This is a genomic window from Microbacterium sp. oral taxon 186 str. F0373 (assembly GCF_000411455.1).
Classification (GTDB): domain Bacteria; phylum Actinomycetota; class Actinomycetes; order Actinomycetales; family Microbacteriaceae; genus Microbacterium.
Genome location: NZ_KE150457.1, coordinates 1,083,352 through 1,105,286 on the forward strand (window position 1 = coordinate 1,083,352; position 21,935 = coordinate 1,105,286).

Sequence of the window (21,935 nt, forward strand, 5' to 3'; positions counted from 1 at the left end):
TCCTGATCTCCTGGAAGGACCTCTCATGAACAGCAACCCCCCGCAGCTGATCACCTACGTCGACCGCCTCGCCGGCACCGTCACCGGTGTGCGCGACATGCTCGAGACGCGCCTGTCCGGGATGTTCGGCGGCATCCACCTCCTGCCGTACTTCACCCCGTTCGACGGCGCCGACGCCGGCTTCGATCCGAGCGACCACACCCGCATCGACCCGCGACTGGGCACGTGGGACGACGTCCGCGCCCTCAGCGGCGAGGCCGTCGTCATGAGCGACGTGATCGTCAACCACGTCTCGGCCGAATCGGACGCCTTCCAGGACGTCCGCCGCCGTGGAGACGCCTCGCCCTTCGCGCCGATGTTCCTCACCCTCGACGCGGTCTTCCCCGACGGCGCGCGCGAGGACGACCTCGCCCGGATCTACCGCCCGCGGCCCGGCCTGCCCTTCACGGTGATGGAGCTGGGCGGGCGCAAGCGGCTGGTATGGACCACCTTCACCGCCGACCAGGTCGACATCGACCTGCGCACGGAGGTCGCGTGGGACTACCTCGTCTCGGTCATCGACGCCCTCGCCGGCGCCGGCGTGAGCATGCTGCGCCTGGATGCCGTCGGCTACACGGGCAAGGAAGCCGGCACCGACTGCTTCATGACGGCATCCACTGATCGCTACACCCGGCGCATCCTCACACTCGCGCACGAGCGCGGCATGCAGGTGCTGCTGGAGGTGCACGGCCACTTCACCCAGCAGATCGACATCGCCCGCAGCGTCGACTACGTCTACGACTTCGCGCTGCCCCCGCTCGTGCTGCACGCCCTCCACGCGCAGGACCTCCGCCCGCTCGCGCAATGGCTGAGCGTGCGCCCGGCCAACACCATCACCGTGCTCGACACCCACGACGGCATCGGCATCGTCGACGTGGGCGAGAGCGATCTGAAGCCCGGCGTTCCGGGACTTCTCGCCCCCGCGCAGATCGACGCGCTCGTCGAGGCGATCCACGATGCGAGCGGCGGCACGAGTCGCCTCGCCACCGGCGCAGCCGCCTCGAACCTCGACCTCTACCAGGTGAACTGCACCTACTACGACGCGGTCGGCGCCGACGATCGTGCCTACCTGCTCGCGCGGCTGATCCAGCTGATGGTGCCCGGCATCCCGCAGGTGTACTACGTCGGCCTGTTCGCCGGCCGCAACGATGTCGAGCTGCTGCAGGCCACGGGCGTGGGCCGCGACGTCAACCGCCACCACTACACGCCCGACGAGATCGACGCCGAGCTCGAGCGCCCCGTCGTGCGCGCGCTGGGCGAGCTGCTGCGGCTGCGGGCCGCTCATCCGGCATTCGACGGCGAGTTCACCGCCGAGCTCGGCGACACCGCCGGGGTGCTGCGCTGGGTGCATGCGGAGCATCGGGTGGAGGTCGCCTTCGACGTCGCGTCGCGCGCCTTCACGCTGACGACGACGGGCGCGGATGCCGGGATGGATGTCGAGACGCGCCGCACCGTCGATGACCTGCTCGCCGCCGGGTGAGGCCCCCGCCCCGGCGGCGTGCAGCACAGGATGGGATACTCGGAGGCGTGACTTTCGAACCCACCGTGCTCGTGACTTCGCAGACCGCCGCCGAGATCCACCTCGCCGGTGAGGTCGACGAGGTCTTCGCCTCGACGCAGGAGGGTCTGCGCAGCCGCATCGTCGAGTCGATCCGGCTGATGGCCGCGTCGGCGGGTGAGCCGGTCACCGCGACCGTCGTCGACGGCGCCACACGGTGGGCGCTCGTCGTCAGCCCCGATGGCAGCTTCACCGAGGCGACCGCGCCGGCGGCCGACGCGGTCGCGGAGCCCATCGCCGCGGCGTCGCCGGTGGCGGATGCCGCGCCGGCACCGGTCGCGGCGGCGTCGCCTGCGGCTGGCGGAACCGGTGCCGCACCGATCTCCGCCGTGCCCGTCGCGGCGGCCCCGGCCGCCGCCGCGGCTGCGGAGGCCGCCCCCGCGACGACCGCGGTGGCGGTGACCGACGGGCCGCTACGCAGCGGCGGCACCCGCCGCGAGGGCGCGCAGCGCACACCCGCCCAGCGCGCCACGCCCACGGTCGACGACCTGCTCAACTCCCGCGCCGACCGCGCCCGGCCGCGTGCGACCGAGGGATGGCGCGGCGCGGTCCGCCGTCTGACCGGCGGCGCGATCTCTCCCCGCCCGGGCAAGGCGGAGCAGTCGCGTCTCGACCGCGAGCGTCTCGTGCAGCGCCGCCTCGACGCGCCGCGCACGATCGTGGTGCTCAACCCGAAGGGCGGGGCGCACAAGACCACGTCGACGCTGCTGCTGGCCGCGACGTTCGGCACCCAGCGCGGCGGCGCCACGCTCGCCTGGGACAACAACGAGACCCGCGGAACGCTTGGCTGGCGCGCCCAGAACGCGCCCCACCACCGCACCGCCGTCGACCTGCTCGAAGACCTCGACCGTTTTGCGACGCCCGACCGCGCGAGCCTCGCGGCGCTCGACACCTACGTGCGCACGCAGGTCGACGCGCGGTTCGACGTGCTCGCCTCGGACGAGGATGCCGCGGCATCCTCCACCATCGACGCGACCGCCTTCGACCGGCTGCACGACGTGCTCTCGCGCTATTACCGCCTGCTCATCGTCGACACCGGCAACAACATGCGCGCCTCGAACTGGGTCGCCGCCGTCGCCGCGGCCGACCAGCTCGTCATCGTCTCGACGGTGCGCGAAGACACCGCGGCCAGTGCCGCCTGGCTGCTCGACGGCCTGCGCGAGAAGGGCTTCGACCACAAGATCGACGAGGCCGTCACGATTCTCGCGGCCCCGTCGGCCAAGCCCGATCGCAAGCTCGCCGAGCGCCTCGAACGCCACTTCTCGCAGGTCACGGCCGAGGTCGTGCACGTGCCCTTCGACGCCGCGCTGGTCGACGGCGGTCCCATCGACTTCGATGCGCTGTCGCCCGAGACCCGCGACGCGTGGCTCACGGTCGCGGCATCCATCGCCCGTCGTCTCTGACCTGACGCCGCCGCCTGCCGCGCCGCGCCTGCCCGAACTGCAAGGGCTTTCGCGGCGACGCGCCGGCGGGACGGCTGATGCCGCGGCGTGTCGCGCGGCATCCCTTGCAGTTCGGTCCGCGGATCGGCGGGTGACGCCGGGGCTGCCCGGCGGGTGGATGCCGGGGCGCGCTCAGCCCGCGAGCAGGCCGCCGCCGAGGTTGACCGGGCTGTCTTCGATGTTGCCGACGATGCCGCGGATGATGCCGGTGCCGTCGGTTCCGCGCAGGCTCTCGTACCAGGCGTCGGTCACGGCGGGATCGAACGCGTGCGTCTCCCAGGCGCGCTTGCGTGCCCGCAGCACGAGCTCGCCCGCCCGCTCCACGCGCATCGCGGCGTAGCGGCGGAGGGTGTCGGCCACGCCCAGCGTGTTCGTGGCAAACGCGATGCCGAGCGCGAAGGCGTCTTCGAGCGCGGAGCACGCCCCCTGGCCGATGTCGGGGGAGGTGTTGTGCGCGGCATCCCCGAGAATCGCGACCCGGCCCTTCGTCCAGGTGTCGAACGGGGTGATGTCCCAGATCTCCACGCGGTTGAGCGAGGCGGCCGGGTCGATCGCGGCGAGCAGCTCCTGCACTCCGGGTGCCCAGTCGCCGAACGCCTCGCGCAACGGTGCGACGCCTGCCGCGGGATCATGCGGCAGACCCGATGGCTGGGGGATGTCGAACCAGAAGTAGAAGCGGTCGCCGGCGATCGGCATGACCGCGGCGCGCTTGCCGTCGGCGACGTACGTCGTCCACGCCGTCGGGCGTCCGATGGATGCCGAGACCGGCACGAGCCCGTTGACGTTGGTGTACCCCGAGTACTCGCGCTCGATCGGCGGCGCGCCCTCGGGCTGCACGTAGTCGCGCACGATCGAGCGGGCGCCGTCGGCGCCGATGAGCATGTCGGCGGTGTCGGTCGTGCCGTCCGCGAACGTGGCGGTCACGGTCGTGCCGTCGTCGGCGATGCCGACGAGCTTCTTGCCGAGGTGGATGCCGTCGAGGCCGAACCGCTCCATCAGCAGCGCCTGCAGGTCGGCGCGTGCGACCGGGTACGGCTTCTGCCCCGTCTGGGTGGTGACCGGCGCGAGGGAGAAGTCGCACAGGGTCTCGCCGGTGTGCCCGTCGAGGTAGACCATGTCGGCCATGTCGCCGCCGAGAGCGGCGACCTCGGCGCCGAGTCCGAGCCAGTTCAGCACCTTCACGCCGTTCGACCACAGCGACAGGGCTGCTCCCACCGGACGGTTCTCGCGCATCTGGTCGTAGATGACGACGTCGTGGCCCAGCTTCTGCAGCGCGATGCCCGCGCTCGTTCCCCCGACACCCGCTCCGACGACGATCACCTTCATGCCGGCCACGCTACGGATGCCGTGTCACCGCGACGTTTCCTCGGGGTAACCGCGCCCACCTCCCTCTCGCCCACCCTCCTGCCCGCCCCCGCAGTCCGCGAGACACGGTCCACGCACCGAGACACCGCTGCACACGACGTGTCTCGGTGCACAGCCCGTGTCTCGCGGGGGAGGGCGGACGTCGCGGGGGAGGGGCGGACGTTGCGGAGGGCCCGACGTCGCGAGTGAGGCGGGTCAGGTGCCGCGGTAGGTCGAGTAGGCGAACGGGCTGAGCAGCAGGGGCACGTGGTAGTGGCGGGTGTCGGCGACGGCGAAGCTCACCGTGACCGACGGATAGAACGTCTCGGAGCCGCGCGCCGCGAAGTACGGCCCCGTCGCGAACACCAGCGCGTAGGTACCCGCGGACAGCTCGTCGGGTCCGAGGGCGAGTCGGCCATCGGCATCCGTCCGCCCGCTCGCCACGGTCGTCCCGTCGGCGTCGAGGAGCCTCACGTCGACGCCGGATGCCGGGGCTCCGGCCGAGCCGTCGAGCACGTGCGTGGTCAGGTGGGTCATACGATCGTCGCCTCCAGCCTCAGCAGCGCGATCTCGCGCAGCTGATCGAGGGCCTCGGCGGCCTCGGTCTCGTCGTCGTTGCCGAGCCGCCGCTCGAGCTCGGCGCGCATCTGCTCGGGCGTGCGCCCGGCGGCGCGGATGAGGAAGACCCGGCTGAATCGCTTCTCGTAGGCGGCGTTGCCGTCGGCGATCGCCGCCGTCGTCGCGGCCCCGGCGGACGACATCGACGCCTGTTCGCGACGTGAGGCGGCGGCCTCGGCTCCCGCGCCTTGCGGCTTCTCGCCGATGCGCGGGTGGTGGGCGAGGGCGGCGTCGAGCTCGGTGCGCGTCCAGGTGCGGGCAAGCTCGTCCGCCCGGGCGATGAGCGCGTCGCGCGTGCCGTAGGGGCGCGCCGCGACGACGGCGTCGACCCACGTCGGGATCGCCGCCCACACGCGGACGGTGGATGCCGCGGCATCCGCGGGCAGGGCGTCGAACGCGTCGATGCTCATCTCGGCGGCCATGCTCAGCGGGCTCCGTGGACGACGAGCCAGCGGGCGACGACGGGCTCGCTGGAGGTGTTGTGCAGTCGGTGCGGACGCGAGCAGGGGTAGCTGATCGCATCGCCCGGGCGCAGCACCACCCGCTCGTCGTCGAAGTCGACGGTCAGCTCGCCCGAGACGACGGTGCCGACTTCGTAGCCCTCATGGCGGAAGAGTCCGGCGTCGCTGTGGGCGGTCGCACCGGGCGGGTAGGTCGACTCGAAGTAGTCGACGCCGGGCGTCGGCACCGGGGAGATGCGGCGGAAGGTCACGCCGTCGTCCAGCACGATCGCCGTGTCGTGCTCGGCGCGGCGCAGCCCGAAGCTCGTCGGTGTCGTCGGCGCCTGCGACCCGGAAGGGTCGAAGACCGAGGTCAGCGGCACGTCGAGCTCGTCGGTGATGGCGATCAGGCGCGAAACGCTCGGCTGCATCACCCCGCGCTCGATCTGCGACACCGCGCTGGGCGAGATGCCGAGCCGGCGAGCGAGGTCGCGCGCCGACATGCCGCGGGCGACCCGCAGGGCGCGCAGCCGCTCACCGACCCCGTCGCCCGCGCTCTCGGCACGGTCGGCATCGAGCTCCGGCGGATCGACGGCGGGGGCGCGGCTCATGTCGCGATCGTATCGGGCGCGGATGCCGAGCGGGCGGCGTCCCGATCGGGCTTCACGTGTTCGTCACATGTGAAGAGCCAACTTCACACAGCCGTTACACGAGCGAAATCGTGCGGGCAGGGTGAAGCAATAACTTCACATTACGCACCACCCAGGCCACGGACTCCACGTCGCGGTCCGCCCACCTCCGTCACCGACTCGGAACCCCTGGAAGGTACCCATGACCTCTCTGACCCCACCGTCGAGCTCACCGTCGACCGGTGTCTACGACATCGTCGAAGCCGCCGGCATGCCCACGGGCGCCGGCAACATGAAGCCGCAGTACGACGAGCGCCTCGCCAACGAGGATCTCGCACCGCTGCGCAAGCAGAAGTGGAGCGCGTACAACATCTTCGCGTTCTGGATGAGCGACGTGCACTCCGTCGGCGGCTACGTCACCGCCGGTTCGCTGTTCGCCCTGGGTCTGCAGAGCTGGCAGGTGCTGATCGCGCTGCTGGTCGGCATCGTCATCGTGCAGTACTTCGCGAACCTCGTCGCCAAGCCCAGCCAGAAGACGGGGGTGCCCTATCCCGTCGTCAACCGGGCGATCTTCGGCATCCGCGGAGCCAACATCCCCGCGATCATCCGCGGCCTCATCGCGATCGCCTGGTACGGCGTGCAGACGTTCCTGGCCGCCGAGTCGCTGAACATCGTGTTCCTCAAGTTCATCCCCGGATCGGCCGCGCTGCTGGACGTGTCGTTCCTGGGATTGTCGGCCCTCGGCTGGATCTCCTACGGCATCCTGTGGGTCGCGCAGTTCCTGCTGTTCTGGAACGGCATGGAGGTCATTCGCCGCTTCATCGACTTCGCCGGCCCCGCCGTCTACGTCGTGATGATCGCGCTCGCCGTCTACCTCGTGTCGCAGGCCGGCTGGCAGAACATCTCGTTCAACCTGTCGACCAAGCAGCTGGACTTCTGGTCGTCGATCCCCGTGATGTGCGCCGCGATCGCGCTGGTCGTGTCGTACTTCTCCGGCCCGATGCTCAACTTCGGCGACTTCGCCCGCTACGGCAAGAGCTTCGCGGCGGTCAAGCGCGGCAACTTCTGGGGTCTGCCGATCAACTTCCTGTTCTTCTCGCTGCTCACCGTCATCACGGCATCGGCGACCGTGCCGGTGTTCGGCCAGCTCATCACCGACCCGATCAAGACGGTCGAGGCCATCGACGGCTGGTTCGCGATCCTCCTCGGCGGGCTGACGTTCGTCACGGCGACCGTCGGCATCAACATCGTCGCGAACTTCATCTCGCCGGCGTTCGACTTCTCCAACGTCGCCCCGAAGAAGATCTCGTGGCGTGCCGGCGGCATGATCGCCGCCGTCGGGTCGGTGTTCCTGACGCCGTGGAACTGGTACTCCAACGACGACGCGATCCACTACACACTGGGCCTTCTCGGCGCCCTCATCGGACCGCTGTTCGGCATCCTCATCGCCGGCTACTACGTGGCGGGACGCCAGCGCATCAAGACGGATGCCATGTTCACGATGGACCCGACGGGCCCCTACTGGTACCGCCGCGGCTTCAACCCGAACGCGATGAAGGCGCTGCTGGTCGCCGGCATCCCCGCCGTCTTCCTCGGGGTCTTCCCGAAGCTGTTCGCCGACATGGGACTGTTCGACATCTCGTGGATCAGCGACTACAGCTGGTTCATCGGCTGCGGCCTCGGGTACGCCTCGTTCGTGCTGCTCGAGCGGCTCGACCCGCGGGTGCCGACGTTCGACGGTGAAAGCGACGGCGTCTCGGACGGCACGCTCGACGGCGCCGCCGCGACCGCTGCGGCCGAGCCGCCCGCCATCTCGGCCGAGATCCCCGTGGCCGCCGCCACCGGCACGACGGCGGGACCCGGCACCCCGTGAGGATCCTCCTGATCAACCCCAACACCTCCCGGGCGATGACCGCGACCATTGCGGCCGCCGCCCGGGAGGTGGCGGGGGCGGATGCCGAGATCGTCGCCGTCTGCCCCGAGCCCGGTCGGGGACCGGCGGCGGTGGAGAGCCACGTCGACGAGGTGGCGGCGGCCGCGGCCGTCGTGGAGCTCGTCCGCGCGGACCTCGCCAGCGGCGGCAGCGACGCGTACGTGCTCGCGTGCTTCGGCGACCCCGGTCTCGACGCGGCGCGCGAACTCGTCGAGGTGCCGGTGATCGGCATCGCGGAAGCGGCGATGCACGTGGCGGCGATCGCGGGGCGCCGTTTCGCGATCGTGACGACGCTGGGACGCACGCTCGGACGGGCCCGCGACCTCGTCGCCCGCTACGGCATGGACCGCGCCTGCGCGCAGTACCGCGCCGTGGAGATCCCCGTGCTCGCACTCGAGGAGCCCGACGAGCACACCCTGGCCCGCATCGAACGCGAATGCCGGGCCGCGCTGGATCCTCCCGCTCTCGGGGCGTTCGGGGCGGTCGGATCGTCCGGGGCGTCCGGCGATCCGGTCGATGCGATCGTGCTCGGATGCGCCGGCATGGCCGATCTCTGCGCGCAGCTGTCGGCGCGTGTCGACGCTCCCGTCATCGACGGGGTCGCCGCCGCCGTGGGGCTCGCGATCGGCATGGCACGCATGGGTGTGCGCACCGGCGGGCGGGGCGAGTACGCGCCCCCGCCCGTGCGGAAACACCCGCGAAACGACGCCTCGATAGCGTCGACGTGTCTTCGGACGCCGCGATGACGCCGCATCCGCAACCGAGGGCACGAGAGGCGATGCTGTGGCAGATGTGAGCGTGATCCGGGCCGAACGCGCCTGGATCGACGGGGCGTTCCGCCCCGCCGAGGTGCGGATCGTCGACGGAGTGATCGCCGAGGTCACCCTGCCCGGGCGCTCGGCGGAAGCGGATGCCGCGGCATCCTCCGACCTCTACGTGCTCGGCGCCGACGAGGTGCTGCTGCCGGGACTCGTCGACTCGCACGTGCACCTCGACGAGCCGGGACGCACCGACTGGGAGGGTTTCGCGACCGGTACCGCCGCGGCCGCGGCGGGCGGCATCACGACCGTGTTCGACATGCCGCTGAACTCGGTGCCCGTCACGACGACGCCCGAGGCGCTCGCCGCCAAGCGGGCCGCGGCCGCGGGCAAGCTCGCGGTCGACGTCGGCTACTGGGGCGGCGCCGTCCCCGAGAACCTCGGCCGCCTGCGCCACCTCGCCGGCGCTGGCGTCGTCGGCTTCAAGTGCTTCCTCGTGCCGAGCGGCATCGACGAGTTCGGCCACCTCGACCGTGCCGGCCTGCACGCCGCGCTCACCGAGATCGCCGCCTTCGACGGCCTGCTCATCGCGCACGCCGAAGACGAGGCGCACCTGCACGAGGCCGCCATCGACGTCGGCGCGGGGCCGGCGGGAGAGCTCGGACGTCACTACGACACGTTTCTGCGCAGCCGCCCACCGGTGAGCGAAGAGGCGGCGATCGGCGCCGTCATCGACGCGGCCCGCGCCACCGGCGCCCGCGCCCACATCGTGCACGTCGCCGACGGACAGGCGCTCGATGCCATCCGTGCGGCGAAGGCCGACGGCGTCCGCCTCACCGTCGAGACCTGCCCGCACTACCTCACCCTGTCCGCAGAAGAGGTGCCCGACGGGGCCAGCGCGTTCAAGTGCTGCCCGCCCATCCGCGGTCGCGCCAACCAGGACCTGCTGTGGGAGGGCGTGCTCGACGGCACGATCGACGCCATCGTCAGCGACCACTCACCCGCCACTCTTGCGCTGAAGACCGCGGGGGGCGGCGATTTCGGCCTGGCGTGGGGAGGCATCGCGGGCGTGCAGACCGGCTTCGCGAGCGTCTGGACCGAGGCGGCGCGCCGCGGCATCCCGCTGGAGAGCCTGCTGCCGCTGTTCACGACCGGACCGGCCCGCATCGCCGGGATGCCGGGACTCGGCGTCATCGCGCCGGGCGTACGGGCGAACCTCACCGTCTTCGCGCCGGAACGGTCGTGGACCGTCGAGGCGCACCGCCTGCTCTACCGGCACAAGCTGTCACCGTGGGATGGTCGCGCCATGCGCGGCGCCGTCGTGACCACCGTGGTCGGCGGCACCGTCGTGTACCGTGCGGGCGACGACGATGCGCGGTCCCGGCCGGGGATCGAGCTGCTGGCCGGTGCGGATGCCGGGGCAGCGCCCGCGACGGCAGCCCACCCGATGCGCGAAGGAGCGACATCATGACCGAGACCATCGACATCCTGCAACCCGGATCGGGCCGAATCGCCGGCGCGCACTACCTCCCGGCATCCCCGGAGACGGTGCTCTGGGGACGGCTGCCGTGCGCCGCCGATGCGCCCGTGCTGAGGATCGCCGCCGGCGAGACGGTGACGATCGACACCGTCAGCCACGAAGGCATCCTGCCCGATCAGGGCCAGGACCCCCTGGGGTACTTCACCGGCCACGGGGTGCCGGCCGCACACGTGCTCACCGACGCGATCGAGATCGCCGCGACGGTCGCACGCGACGCCGCGCTCGACGGGCCGCACGTGGTCACCGGGCCGATCTTCGTCGAGGGGGCCGACCCCGGTGACCTGCTGAAGATCACCGTCGTCGACCTGGCCCCGCGCGTGCCGTACGGCGTCATCTCCAACCGGCACGGCAAGGGGGCCCTCGTCGGGGTGCTCCCGCGCGGGCCCGAGAACGTCAGCGTGTTCACCCCGGTGTCGGAGGGCAACGGCATCCTGCCTCTCGTCGACGGGGGCGAGCGCGTCGTGCGGTTCCCGCTCGCCCCGTTCCTCGGGACGATGGGGGTCGCCGTCGCGGGCGACGAGCGCCCCCACTCGGTGCCCCCGGGCGCGCACGGCGGCAACATCGACATCAACCTGCTCGTGGAGGGCGCGGTGCTGTACCTGCCGGTGCAGGTGGCCGGCGCCTTGGCGTACGTCGGCGACCCGCACTTCGCGCAGGGCGACGGCGAGGTCGCGCTGACCGCGCTCGAGGCGTCGCTGCGCGCCACGCTGCGCTTCGACGTGGTGCCGCGCGCGGAGGCGCTCGCGTCGTTCGGCGAGGTGACCGGCCCGCTCGTCCGCACCGACGAGTACCTCGTGCCCACGGGGCTCGACGTCGATCTCGACGAGGCGATGCGCAAGGCCGTGCGGGCCGCGCTCGATCTGCTGCAGGCGCGCTACGGCATGGCCGAGCACCTGGCCTACGCGTACCTGTCGGCCGCGACCGACTTCGACATCTCGCAGGTCGTCGACATCGTCTGCGGTGTGCACGCCCGCATCCGCGAAGCGGACTTCGCCGCCGTCCGCCCGGCCTGGTTGGTCGGCGAGGACGCCTCGTGACCGTCCGCCGCCGCCCCGGCATGTCGCCGCCTCCGCGCGCCGCCGTTCACAACTCCGGAGATTCGGTGGACACGGGCCCGTCCCGGGCTGTTTTCGGCCGTCCGGGACCACAACTCCGGAGTCGTGCACGCGGGGTCGCCGCCCTTCCCCGCCCGGCTGCCGCCGCTCCCCGCCCGGCTGCCGCCGTTCCCCGCCCGGCTGCCGCCGCTCCCCGACCGGCTGCCGCCGTTCCCCGCCCGGCCGCCGCCGTTCACAACTCCGGAGATTCGGTGCCCACGGGCCCGTCCCGGGCTGTTTTCGGCCGTCCGGGACGACAACTCCGGAGTTGTGCACGCGGCGGGGCCATGAACCGGGGCGGGCGCCCGTGACCGCGGCTCAGACCATGCCCGACGAGCTGCGCGCGGCGTTCGAGGCGTACGAGCGGGCGATCCTGACGAATGACCTCGACGCCCTGGATGCCGCGTTCGCTCCCGGTGACCGTACGCTCCGCGGTGACGGCGCGGGCCTGCTGGTCGGACACGACGCCATCAGCGCGTTCCGCGGCGCCCGCGGCGGGGTGTCGGCTCGCACCATCGAGCGCGTCGAGTACCGGCCGCTCGCCGAGGGGGTGGCGCTCATCGTCGCCGTTTCCCGGTTCGCGGCGGGCGGCACCGGCCTGCAGACCCAGGTGTGGGAGCAGATCGAGGGGCGGTGGCTCATCACCGCCGCGCACGTCACCCCGCGCTCGGTGGCCTTCGACCGTTCGATCTGGCGGACTGTCGGCGACCCGCTCTACCAGGGCGCCTGGGAGGGGCCACTGTCGGGCCTCACCGTCGCCGTGAAGGACCTCTTCGCGATCAAGGGGTATCGCATCGGCGCGGGAAACCCGACCTACCTCGACTCCGCCCGGGCCGAGACGACGAGCGCGCCGGCGGTGGGCGACCTGCTGCGCGGCGGCGCGTCGCTGCGGGGCATCGCCCGCACCGACGAGTTCGCCTATTCGATCGCGGGCGACAACGCGCACTACGGCACCCCGCCGAACGCGGCGGTGCCCGGCGCCCTCCCGGGCGGCTCGTCCAGCGGCCCGGCATCCGCCGTCGCGCTGGGCCACGCCGACATCGCCCTCGCCACCGACACCGCTGGCTCCGTGCGCGTGCCTGCGTCGTATCAGGGTCTGTGGGGCCTGCGGACGACGCATGATCTCGTGCCCCGGCAGGGGCTGCTGCCTCTCGCGCAGAGCTTCGACACCGTCGGGTGGCTTACCCGCGACGGCGCGACGCTGCAGGCGGTCGCCGACTGGTGTCTGAGCTATGACGGCTCCGACTCGACCGACTCCGTCTTCGGGGCCTCCGCCGCCGACCTCCCGTGGCGGTTCCGGGTGCCGACCGAGGCGCTCGCCGCCGCCGAGCCGGCCACGCGGGCGGCGTTCGAGGAGCTGATCGCGGCATCCGCTCTGCCGATCGAGCAGGTCTCGCTCGGCGACCTCGACGACTATCTCGTGCCGTTCCGCACGGTGCAGGGTGCGGAGGCCTGGCGCAACAACGGCGACTGGCTGCGCGCCCACCCCGGCTCGACCGGGCCCGCCGTGGCGGAGCGCTTCCGCGCCGCCGCCGCGGTCACCGCCGCCGACGAGTCCGCCGCCCGAGCCGCCCTGCAACCCCTCCGCGACACGCTGCACGCGCTCGTCCGCGACGCCGTGCTGCTGCTGCCGACCGTGCCCGGGCCGGCGCCCTCGCGCTCGGCCACGGGTGCGCAGGTGGATGCCGTGCGCACCGACACCCTCCGCCTGACGACCCCGGCCGCCGTGGGCGGCCTGCCCGCCCTGTCGGTGCCCCTGCTCACCGTCGATGGTGCGGGCGGCTCCGCACCGGTCGGCGTCAGCCTCGTCTCGCGCGCCGGCACCGACATCGCCCTCGTGCGCCTCGGCCGTGCCCTCCACGCCCGCATCACCGAAACGGAATCCGTATGAGCAGCACCTCCTCGCCCGGCCCGACGAACCTCCCCGGCCCGATCGCCCCGCCCGCGCGGCTGCTGATGGGCCCCGGACCCATCTCGGCGTACCCGAGCGTGCTGACCGCGATGTCGGCGCCGCTGGTCGGCCAGTACGACCCCTTCATGACGGCGACGATGACCGAGACGCAGGAGCTGTACCGCGGGGTGTGGAGCACCCGCAACGAGGCGACCCTGCTGGTCGACGGCACGAGCCGTGCCGGTATCGAGGCCGCGATCGTCTCGCTCGTGAAGCCGGGCGACCGGGTGCTGGTCCCCGTGTTCGGCCGGTTCGGACACCTGCTGGCCGAGATCGCCGAGCGGGCGCTCGCTGAAGTGCACACGATCGAGACCGATTGGGGTCAGGTGTTCCCGGCATCCGTCATCGAGGAGGCGATCGTGCGGGTGAAGCCGGCGCTGCTCGCCCTCGTGCAGGGCGACACCTCGACGACCATGCTGCAGCCGCTGGAGGACATCGGCGAGATCTGCCGCCGCCACGGTGTGCTCTTCTACTCCGACGCCACCGCATCGCTCGGCGGCAACGCCTTCGAGGCCGACGCGTGGGGGCTGGATGCCGCGACGGCGGGCCTGCAGAAGTGTTTGGGCGGTCCGAGCGGATCGTCGCCGATCACGCTCAGCGCACGGGCCGTGGAGGCGATCCGCTCGCGGAAGAAGGTCGAGGCGGGCATCCGCGAGCCCGGCGACGAGTCGTCGGCCGATTTCGTGCGCTCGAACTACTTCGATCTGGGGCAGATCCTCGACTACTGGGGTCCGCGCCGACTCAACCACCACACCGAGGCGACGAGCATGCTCTACGGCGCGCGGGAGTGCGCGCGGCTGCTGCTTCTCGAAGGCCGCGACGCCGTCATCGCCCGCCATGAGCTGGCGGGACGAGCGATGCTCGCCGGCGTCGAGGCGCTGGGCTTGGTGGTCTTCGGTGACGTCGCCCACAAAATGAGCAACGTCGTCGCCGTCGAGATCCCCGCCGGCGTGCCCGGCGATGCCGCGCGGTCGGCCCTGCTGGAAGACTTCGGCATCGAGATCGGCACCTCGTTCGGCCCGCTGCACGGCAAGGTGTGGCGCATCGGCACCATGGGTTACAACGCCCGGAAGGATGCCGTGCTCACCACCCTCACCGCCCTCGAGAGCGTGTTGCGCCGGTTCGGGGCCGCGGTTCCGGCCGGTGGCGGCGTCGAGGCCGCCGCGGACGTGTTCGCCGCGGCGCCCGTGGCGCTGCACGCGCCGCGCACCAGTGCGGCCGTCGCCGTGTCGGCGGAGACGGCGTGAGCTCGGCATCCCTCCTGCGCGCCGCGCCCGACGTCATCGCGACCGCTGCGCGCCGCGTGATGGCGCGGTGTGAGGAGCTCGCGCGGGTGAGCGCGGATGCGGCATCCATCGAGCGCGTCTACCTCTCGCCCGAGCACGCCCGTGTCAACCGGCTGGCGGCGGAATGGATGCGCGAGCTGGGCATGCGCACGTGGCAGGATGCCGCGGGCAACCAGGTCGGCCGCATCGGCGATCCGGCGGCTCCCGCGCTGATGCTGGGCTCGCACCTGGACACGGTGCTCGACGCCGGGCGTTACGACGGCATCGCCGGGGTGCTGATGGCGCTGGAGGTGGTGCGTCTGCTGCGCGTGCCGGCGGGCGAGGGCACGGGTGACGGCTGGACCGTGCCGCTGCCGTTCGCGATCGAGGTCGTCGCGTTCTCGGATGAGGAGGGCACCCGGTTCGGCAAGGCGCTGCTCGGATCCTCCGCGGTCGCCGGCACGTGGAGCGACGCGTGGTGGGATCTGGCGGATGCCGACGGTGTGAGCCTTCGCCAGGCGTTCCTCGAGTTCGGGCTCGACCCGGGGCGGGTCGGCGAGGCCGCCCGTCGGCCCGATGAGCTGGTCGGGTACCTCGAGGCGCACATCGAGCAGGGTCCCGAGCTGGACCGGGCCGGGGAGCCCCTCGCCGTCGTCTCGTCGATCGCGTCGGCGCGGCGGTTCCAGCTGGTGGTGGAGGGTGAGGCCCGCCACGCCGGCGGCACACCCTACGACATGCGTCGCGACGCGCTGCTGGGCGCGAGCGAGGCCGCGCTCGCGGTGGAGCGGATCTGCTCGGCCGAGCACCACATCGTCGGCACCGTCGGGCGCTTCGAGGCGTTCCCCGGCGCGGTCAACGTGATTCCCGGAGAGGTGCAGTTCTCCCTCGATCTGCGCGGCGAGTTCGACGGCGAACGCGACCGCGTGTGGGATGCGCTCGCACGCGAGCTCGACGAGATCATGGGCCGGCGAGCCCTGCGTTGGCGTTCGCGCGAGGTGCACAGCGCTCCGGCGGTGTTTTGTGCGCCGCTCCTGCAGGACGTGGTGGCCGGCGGCATCCGCGCGACCCTTCCGTCCCGGTCGGACGCCCCGCCCGTGATCTTCAGCCGCGCCGGCCACGACGGCATGGCGCTGGGCGCGGTGACCGACGTCGGCATGCTGTTCCTGCGCAACCCCGACGGCATCAGCCATCACCCGGACGAGTCCGTCTCCGCGGGCGACGTGGCCCACGGCATCCGCGCCCTCGCCGAAGCCGTGCTGCTGCGCGGCACCGAGCGGATCTGACCCGCCGTCGCGTCCTCCGACCGCGAGACACCGCCTGTGCACCGAAACACGGTCTGTGTACCGGTGCGTCGGTGCGCAACCGGTGTCTCGCGGACGCGGACGCGGACGCGGCCGCGGCCCGCAACCGCCCTCAGGGGCGCACGGGCAACGCCATCGCGCCGGTCATCTCGGCGCCCGGTGAGACCTCGGTGCGCGCGGGGGGTACGTAGTCGCGCAGTCGTGCCAGCGCCTCAGTGGCCTCGGTCGCGACGACGAGCATGTCGGTGTAGCGGGGGTGCGTGAAGCCGCGGTCGCGCATGTTCGCGACGAACGCGAGCAGCGGGTCGAAGTACCCGTCGACGTTGAGCAGTCCCACCGGCTTGTCGTGGATGCCGAGCTGTGCCCACGTCCACTGCTCGGTGAGCTCCTCGAGCGTTCCCGGGCCACCGGGCAGGGCCAGGAAGGCGTTCGCGCGGTCGGCCATGAGCATCTTCCGCTCGTGCATCGTGTCGACGAGGATCAGCTCGGTCAGATCCTCGTTGACGGCTTCGCGCGCCTGCAGCGCCCGCGGGATGATGCCCGTGACCTCCGCCCCGGCGGCGAGGGCGGCATCCGCCACCGTGCCCATCAGGCCGACGTGGCCGCCACCGTAGACCAGCGCCATGCCGGAGCGGCCGATCGCCGTGCCGACGGCGCGCGCCGCCTCGACGTAGACCGGGTCGAAGCCCGGGGAGGATCCGCAGAAGACCGTGACCGTGAATCGCGACATGACCAGACGCTAATCCGCCCGTGTTTCCGCTTCGTGCACGGGTGTTTCCGAGCCGTGACAGGTCGGAAACATGGCCTCATTAGCGTGCAGAGCATGTCGCTCCTCGTCACACACGCCCGTCTCATCACCGTTCCGGCCGGAACCGACGACCCGGGCTACATCGAGGACGGTTGGATGCTGGTGGGCGACGACGGCCGCATCGCCGCGCTCGGCGCGGGCACCCCGCCGGTCGGCACGACCGCGGAGGAGACCCTCGACGTCGCGGGCGCCTTCGTCGCGCCCGGCTTCGTGTCGAGTCACTCGCATCTGTTCACGAGCGGCCTGCGCGGGCTCGGCGTCGCCGACACCCTCTACGGCTGGTGCGACGCGATGCTCGGCACCACCGCGCACATGAGCGCCGATCAGCTCTACTGGGCGACGCTGCACGGCTCACTCGACTTCCTGTCGAACGGTGTGACGACGGCGTACAACTTCACCGACCCGTTGCAGGCGTGGGAGCCGATGGTCGACGGCAAGCGCACGGGCACCGCGGGCCTGCGCGGGCTCGAGTACCACTGGCGTCAGGCGGAGGGCACGCGCGACTCCGGCATCCGCTTCGTGGATGCCGCCGGCATGGACGTCACCGCCGGAACTCCCGACGAGGTGTTCGACCGCTTCGCCGCCGAGGTCGCCCACACCCGCACGTTCGATGCGGACTACGCGCTCGGCTCGTCGATCATGGGCCAGGTGCAGTGGTCTCCGCACCCGGATGCCGCGGCCTTCGAAGTCGAGGCGATGCGCCGGTACGGCGTGACCAACCAGGCCCACTTCCTCGAGTCACCCGAGGCCGTCGAGCACCAGCAGTCGAAGTTCGCGCTCTACCGCGATGCCGGGGCCCTCGAGCTCGGGCTCGTGTTCGGCCACTTCATCCAGACCACGCCCGAGATCATCGCGCAGTCGGTGGCCGGGGGTGCGGCGATGTCGTGGCAGCCGGCATCCAACGGCCGTCTCGCCTCGGGCACCGCGCTCGTGCCCGAGATGCTCGCGATGGGGATGAAAGTCGGCGTCGGCCTCGACGACCAGGCCTGCACCGACGTGAGCGATCCGTGGCAGAACATGCGCATCGGCATCTACGCACAGCGGGCGCGTACGAAGGATCCGCTGTCGATGATGCCCGAGCAGATGCTGCGCCTGCACACCCTCGGATCGGCCGAGATCATGGGCGTCGCCGACCGCGTCGGATCGCTGGAGGTCGGCAAGTTCGCCGACTTCGTCGTGGTCGATCCGCGCTGCCCCGACGTCGGGCCGCTCTGGCACCCGGTGCGCTCGTACGTGCTGGCGATGAGCCCGCGCAACCTGAAGGCCGTCTACGTCGGCGGTCGTCTCGTGAACGCCGACGGAGTCTCGACCAACCCACTCGCCGAGGAGGCCTCCGCGAAGGTGCACGAGCTGCCCGCCGCCGTGATTCCCCTCCGCGGCCACCCGCACTGACCCGCCGCCCGCATTGCCCCCCGCCCGGCCGAACTGCAAGGGATGCCGTGCGACACGCGGCATCCGCGCCGCCACCGACGGCGTGTCGGCCCGCCGGCCTTGCAGTTCGGTTCGGCGGGCGGGGTCAGCGCCGGCGTGGCCTCAGCGCCCGGCAGCCATGCCCATGCGGGCCAGCACGATGTTCTCCACGATCTGCACGAGGTTGTAGAGCACGAGCGTGATCAGCGTGATGAGTGCGATCGAGGTCCACAGCTGGGCGAACTGCGCCTGCGCGTTGAACTTCAGGATCGACCCGCCGATCCCCGTGCCCGTCGACAGCCACTCCGCCAGCAGCGCACCGGTCACGGCTCCCGGCACCGAAACGCGCGCCGCGGCGAACACCGACGGCAGTGCGCCGGGCAGGTTGACCTTGCGCAGCGCCGTGAACCGGCCGCCGCCGAAGACGTGCACGACATCGAGGCTCTGCTGGCTGGCGCGGCTCAACCCGAACAGCACGTTGGCCAGGGCCGGGAAGAGCACCACCACGGTGCCGATGACGGCGACGGATGCCGGGGTCCCGCGTCCGGTGACGAGGATGATGACCGGAGCGATCGACACCAGGGGAATGGTGCGCAGCAGCAGCACGAGCGGCATGACGCCCGCCTCGATGGCCTTGGACAGACTGAACGCGATGGCCAGGACGATCGCGACGAGCATGCCGACGACGAATCCGATCCACGCGTCGAGCAGCGTCTGGCCGACCAGCGGGAACATCTGTGCCCGGTTGGCCTCCGCCTTCGGCGCCGTGACGAGGAACGTCCACACATCCAGCGGGCCCTTGGCGATGTAGGGCGAGATGCCGGTGAGGCTCACGATCGCCTGCCAGAGCAGCAGCAGCACGAGAAGGGTGATGCCGGCGTTGCCGAGCGAGCGCAGCAGGGTGCGGCGCAGCCCGCGGCGCCGCTCGGCGCGCAGGCGCGCGACGGCGATGGGGTCGGCGGTGCCCACGTGGGATGCCGCGGGTGTTGCGGGGGTCGTGTCGATGACGTGCACGCTCACACCGCCTTTCCGGCCACCCACGGGGTGACGAGTCTGATGAGCAGGCCGAACAGTCCGTAGGCGACGAGGGCGAACACGGCGCACAGCAGGAACACCGACCAGACGCCGGCCGAGTCCAGCTGGCCCTGCAGGCGGATGAGCGTCGGCCCGACGCCCGCCGTGATCGCGCCGAGGTAATCGCCGAGCACCGCGCCGAGGAAGGCGGTCGGCACGGCGATCTGCAGCGCCGTGAGGATCGCCGGAAGGGCGGCGACGAGGCGCACCTTGCGCAGCTGGGTCCACCGGCCGCCGCCGTAGACGCGCACGACGTCCAGCGCCGCCTTGTCGGCGGAGGTGAACCCGAGGATCGCGCCGACCACCGTCGTGAACACGCAGACGAGAGCGGCGAGGAAGATCGCGGTCGCCGACGGGTCGCCGGGGTTCTTCGCGCCACCGAGGACGACGATCGAGATGCCCCCGACCGCGACGATCGGAAGGCAATAGGTGACGACGGCGATCTGGGTGATCACCGTCTCGGTGCGCGGGAAGACGAGCACGACCGTCGCCAGCAGCAGGGCGATGCCGTTGCCCCAGAGGTAGCCGATCGCCGCCGCGGTGATGGTCGGCTGGAACACGCCCCAGGCGCCCGCGATGTTGCCCTGCACGAACAGCCAGTCCACGACCGCCCACGGTGAGGGGACCGGAGTGTAGCTCGTCCCGTCTTGCGGACGGAAGGCGGTCAGCGAGAACAGCCACCACACGCCCACCAGCACGACGGCACCGACGAGTCCCGCGACCCAGCCGGGCACGCGCACGCGAGCCACGGCTACGCCTCGGCCTCGGCGCGGCCGTCGTGTCCGAACAGCAGTTCGGAGGCGCGGTCCACGAGCGCGTGGAACTCGGGCGTGCGCATCATCTCGGGCGTCCGCGGACGCGGCAGGTCCACCTCGATGATCTCCTTGACCCGTCCGGGCCGCGGTGACATGACCGCGACGCGGTCGGCGAGGAAGATCGCCTCGCTGATGCCGTGCGTCACCAGCAGCGTCGTCGCCGGCTTCTCGGTCCAGATGCGCAGCAGCTCGAGGTTGAGGTTCTGCCGGGTCATGTCGTCGAGCGCGCCGAACGGTTCGTCCAGCAGCAGGACGGACGGCTTCAGCACGAGGGCGCGCGCGATCGACGCGCGCTGGCGCATGCCACCCGACAGCTGGGCGGGCTTCGCGTCGGCGAAGTCGCGCAGGCCGACGAGGTCGATCAGTTCGTCGACGTAGGCGCGGTCGACCTTGCGGCCGGCGACCTCGAACGGCAGCTCGATGTTCTTTCGGATGCTGCGCCACGGCAGCAGCGCGTGGTCTTGGAACGCGATCCCCAGCTCGCTCTTCGCGCGCAGCTGGTCGGGTGTCTCGCCGTCGACGAGCGCGACGCCGTCGGTCGGGTGGTCGAGGGCGGCGAGGATGCGCAGGATCGTGGACTTGCCGCAGCCCGAGGGACCCAGCAGGGCGAGGAACGAGCCCTTGTCGGTGTGCAGGTCGGTGCCCTGCAGCGCCTGCAGCGAGCGCCCTCCGCGCAGCGTGAACGACTTCGAGACCCCGGAGATCTGGATGCCGGTGCCGGCGGCAGACGCGCCGGCACCGGCATCCATCGTGGATGACACGGACATCTCTTTAGGGGAGGTACTTCTTGAGCTCGGGGTGCTCGGCGTAGATCTCGTCGATGATCGACGTGTCGAACAGCTGGTCGGCCGTCAGCTCCCAGCCCGACGCCTTCAGGGAGGCGAGGGTCTGGGCCTTCAGGTCGTCCGAGATCGTGAACAGGCCGTTGGCCTGGGTCTCGTCGGTGGAGATGAGCTTCGCCTGCGCCTCGATGCCGGCCTTGACCTTGGCGGGGTTCAGCTCGCCGAAGGTGAGATCGCCCGCCGCGGCGGAGTCGTTGTAGTGCTTGGTGACGACCGTCACGGTGTCGTCGACGGGCTTGGTGAACGTGTCGGTCCAGCCCTTGATCTCCGCGATGAGGAAGGCCTTCAGCAGGTCCTTGTGCTCGGCGAGGTACTGGTCGGTGACGGCGTACGACTCGGCGACGTAGGGCAGACCGTTCTCGGCGTAGGCGAGGTTGGTGGTCGGGTATCCCGCCATCTCGACCGTGATGGCCTCGTTGGTGAGGTAGGCCATGAAGCCGTCGACGTCGCCGTTCATGAGCGGCGTCGGATCGAAGTCGACGGGCACGATCGTCAGCTGGCTCTCCGAGATGCCGTTCGCGGCGAGGAGCGCCTTGAAGACCGACGCGTTGGAGTCCTGCACGCCGATCTTCTTGCCGATGAGGTCCTTCGGGGTCGCGATGTTGCCCTTGTTCTTCAGCGAAAGGATCGTGAACGGGTTCTTCTGGAAGGTCGTGGCGATGATCTTCAGCGGAGCGCTCTGCTCCGACACGGCGGCGCCGACGGATGCGGCATCGGTCAGCGCGACCTGCACCGAGCCGGACAGGAGCTTGGCGACACCCGTGTCGGGGCCGGCGACGCCGGTGACCTTGGAGAAGCCCGCCTGGTCGTAGTAGCCGTTGTCGTAGGCGTAGAACTCGCCCGCGAACTCCTCGTTCTTGATCCACGAGTACTGCACGCTGATGTCGCCGTAGCTGGCGGCCTCACCGGATGCCGAGGGGCTGGCTGCGCCTCCCGCCGACGAGCAGGCGGACAGAGCGAGGGCGGCTGCGGCGGCGACCGCCAGGATGATTCCGCCGCGGCGGCGGGTGGAGCGTGAAGGCATCGGGTCTCCCGGGTGCGGTGTCATGTGCTGTGGATGCAGAACGGGCTGCG

At 71.5% G+C, this 21,935-nt stretch carries 19 protein-coding genes; 10 read left to right on the top strand and 9 right to left on the bottom strand.

Annotation, left to right across the window (positions count from 1 at the left end; translation table 11 throughout):
- Positions 1-25 precede the first annotated feature (25 nt).
- Entirely contained in the window at positions 26-1,519 is a 1,494-nt protein-coding gene (gene gtfA, locus HMPREF1529_RS05000) for a sucrose phosphorylase (protein ID WP_016463957.1), read from the top strand.
- Positions 1,520-1,566: 47 nt separating this feature from the next.
- Entirely contained in the window at positions 1,567-3,000 is a 1,434-nt protein-coding gene (locus tag HMPREF1529_RS05005; RefSeq protein WP_005051649.1) for a MinD/ParA family ATP-binding protein, read from the top strand.
- Between the two features lie 171 nt (positions 3,001-3,171).
- On the opposite strand, the gene hpxO is transcribed toward HMPREF1529_RS05005, so the two are convergent.
- From hpxO to HMPREF1529_RS05025, 4 genes are all read right to left on the bottom strand, one after another.
- Positions 3,172-4,365: an FAD-dependent urate hydroxylase HpxO gene (gene hpxO / locus HMPREF1529_RS05010; RefSeq protein ID WP_016463958.1), complete on the bottom strand. Its 1,194-nt coding sequence runs from the start codon at positions 4,363-4,365 to the stop codon at positions 3,172-3,174.
- A gap of 234 nt (positions 4,366-4,599) precedes the next feature.
- Positions 4,600-4,920, bottom strand: coding sequence for a hydroxyisourate hydrolase (gene uraH / locus HMPREF1529_RS05015; RefSeq protein WP_005051657.1), 321 nt, complete (start codon positions 4,918-4,920; stop codon positions 4,600-4,602).
- Positions 4,917-5,423, bottom strand: a complete 507-nt coding sequence (gene uraD / locus HMPREF1529_RS05020) for a 2-oxo-4-hydroxy-4-carboxy-5-ureidoimidazoline decarboxylase (RefSeq protein ID WP_016463959.1) — start codon at positions 5,421-5,423, stop codon at positions 4,917-4,919. The genes uraH and uraD overlap by 4 nt, the downstream gene beginning before the upstream one ends.
- 2 nt (positions 5,424-5,425) lie before the next feature.
- Positions 5,426-6,052, bottom strand: a complete 627-nt coding sequence (locus HMPREF1529_RS05025) for a helix-turn-helix domain-containing protein (RefSeq protein ID WP_016463960.1) — start codon at positions 6,050-6,052, stop codon at positions 5,426-5,428.
- Between the two features lie 220 nt (positions 6,053-6,272).
- Here HMPREF1529_RS05025 and HMPREF1529_RS05030 point away from each other — a divergent pair, with 220 nt between their 5' ends.
- The 7 genes from HMPREF1529_RS05030 to HMPREF1529_RS05060 all read left to right on the top strand — a co-directional run bounded on the left by HMPREF1529_RS05030 (position 6,273) and on the right by HMPREF1529_RS05060 (position 15,894).
- Complete coding sequence (locus HMPREF1529_RS05030) at positions 6,273-7,943, top strand: NCS1 family nucleobase:cation symporter-1 (RefSeq protein WP_016463961.1); 1,671 nt, start codon at positions 6,273-6,275, stop codon at positions 7,941-7,943.
- On the top strand, positions 7,940-8,749 hold the full coding sequence (locus HMPREF1529_RS05035; RefSeq protein WP_016463962.1) for an aspartate/glutamate racemase family protein: 810 nt from the start codon (positions 7,940-7,942) through the stop codon (positions 8,747-8,749). The genes HMPREF1529_RS05030 and HMPREF1529_RS05035 overlap by 4 nt, the downstream gene beginning before the upstream one ends.
- Before the next feature lie 37 nt (positions 8,750-8,786).
- Positions 8,787-10,232, top strand: a complete 1,446-nt coding sequence (gene allB / locus HMPREF1529_RS05040; protein ID WP_016463963.1) for an allantoinase AllB — start codon at positions 8,787-8,789, stop codon at positions 10,230-10,232.
- A complete protein-coding gene (locus HMPREF1529_RS05045) occupies positions 10,229-11,338 on the top strand; it encodes an acetamidase/formamidase family protein (protein WP_016463964.1) in 1,110 nt (369 codons plus the stop codon). The genes allB and HMPREF1529_RS05045 overlap by 4 nt, the downstream gene beginning before the upstream one ends.
- Before the next feature lie 364 nt (positions 11,339-11,702).
- Complete coding sequence (locus tag HMPREF1529_RS05050; RefSeq protein WP_016463965.1) at positions 11,703-13,286, top strand: AtzH-like domain-containing protein; 1,584 nt, start codon at positions 11,703-11,705, stop codon at positions 13,284-13,286.
- Positions 13,283-14,593, top strand: a complete 1,311-nt coding sequence (locus HMPREF1529_RS05055) for a pyridoxal-phosphate-dependent aminotransferase family protein (RefSeq protein ID WP_016463966.1) — start codon at positions 13,283-13,285, stop codon at positions 14,591-14,593. Before HMPREF1529_RS05050 ends, HMPREF1529_RS05055 begins: the two co-directional genes overlap by 4 nt.
- Positions 14,590-15,894: a Zn-dependent hydrolase gene (locus tag HMPREF1529_RS05060; protein WP_016463967.1), complete on the top strand. Its 1,305-nt coding sequence runs from the start codon at positions 14,590-14,592 to the stop codon at positions 15,892-15,894. The genes HMPREF1529_RS05055 and HMPREF1529_RS05060 overlap by 4 nt, the downstream gene beginning before the upstream one ends.
- A 130-nt stretch (positions 15,895-16,024) precedes the next feature.
- Here the strand turns inward: HMPREF1529_RS05060 and HMPREF1529_RS05065 are convergent, their stop codons facing one another.
- The gene (locus tag HMPREF1529_RS05065) at positions 16,025-16,642 is read right to left on the bottom strand and encodes a TIGR00730 family Rossman fold protein (protein ID WP_016463968.1); all 618 of its coding nucleotides are present in this window, start codon (positions 16,640-16,642) and stop codon (positions 16,025-16,027) included.
- Between the two features lie 93 nt (positions 16,643-16,735).
- Here HMPREF1529_RS05065 and HMPREF1529_RS05070 point away from each other — a divergent pair, with 93 nt between their 5' ends.
- Positions 16,736-18,112: an amidohydrolase family protein gene (locus tag HMPREF1529_RS05070; RefSeq protein ID WP_016463969.1), complete on the top strand. Its 1,377-nt coding sequence runs from the start codon at positions 16,736-16,738 to the stop codon at positions 18,110-18,112.
- 141 nt (positions 18,113-18,253) lie between these two features.
- Here HMPREF1529_RS05070 and HMPREF1529_RS05075 read toward each other — a convergent pair whose 3' ends face one another.
- Genes HMPREF1529_RS05075 through HMPREF1529_RS05090 form a run of 4 tightly spaced genes read right to left on the bottom strand, consistent with a single transcriptional unit; the run spans position 18,254 to position 21,885 of the window.
- The gene (locus HMPREF1529_RS05075) at positions 18,254-19,144 is read right to left on the bottom strand and encodes an ABC transporter permease (RefSeq protein WP_016463970.1); all 891 of its coding nucleotides are present in this window, start codon (positions 19,142-19,144) and stop codon (positions 18,254-18,256) included.
- A 2-nt stretch (positions 19,145-19,146) separates the two neighbouring features.
- Positions 19,147-19,953 (bottom strand): ABC transporter permease, encoded by an 807-nt coding sequence (locus HMPREF1529_RS05080; RefSeq protein WP_016463971.1) that lies wholly within the window; start codon positions 19,951-19,953, stop codon positions 19,147-19,149.
- Positions 19,954-19,955: 2 nt separating this feature from the next.
- The gene (locus tag HMPREF1529_RS05085) at positions 19,956-20,768 is read right to left on the bottom strand and encodes an ABC transporter ATP-binding protein (RefSeq protein ID WP_016463972.1); all 813 of its coding nucleotides are present in this window, start codon (positions 20,766-20,768) and stop codon (positions 19,956-19,958) included.
- A gap of 22 nt (positions 20,769-20,790) precedes the next feature.
- Positions 20,791-21,885: an ABC transporter substrate-binding protein gene (locus HMPREF1529_RS05090; RefSeq protein WP_016463973.1), complete on the bottom strand. Its 1,095-nt coding sequence runs from the start codon at positions 21,883-21,885 to the stop codon at positions 20,791-20,793.
- Between the last annotated feature and the right edge of the window lie 50 nt (positions 21,886-21,935).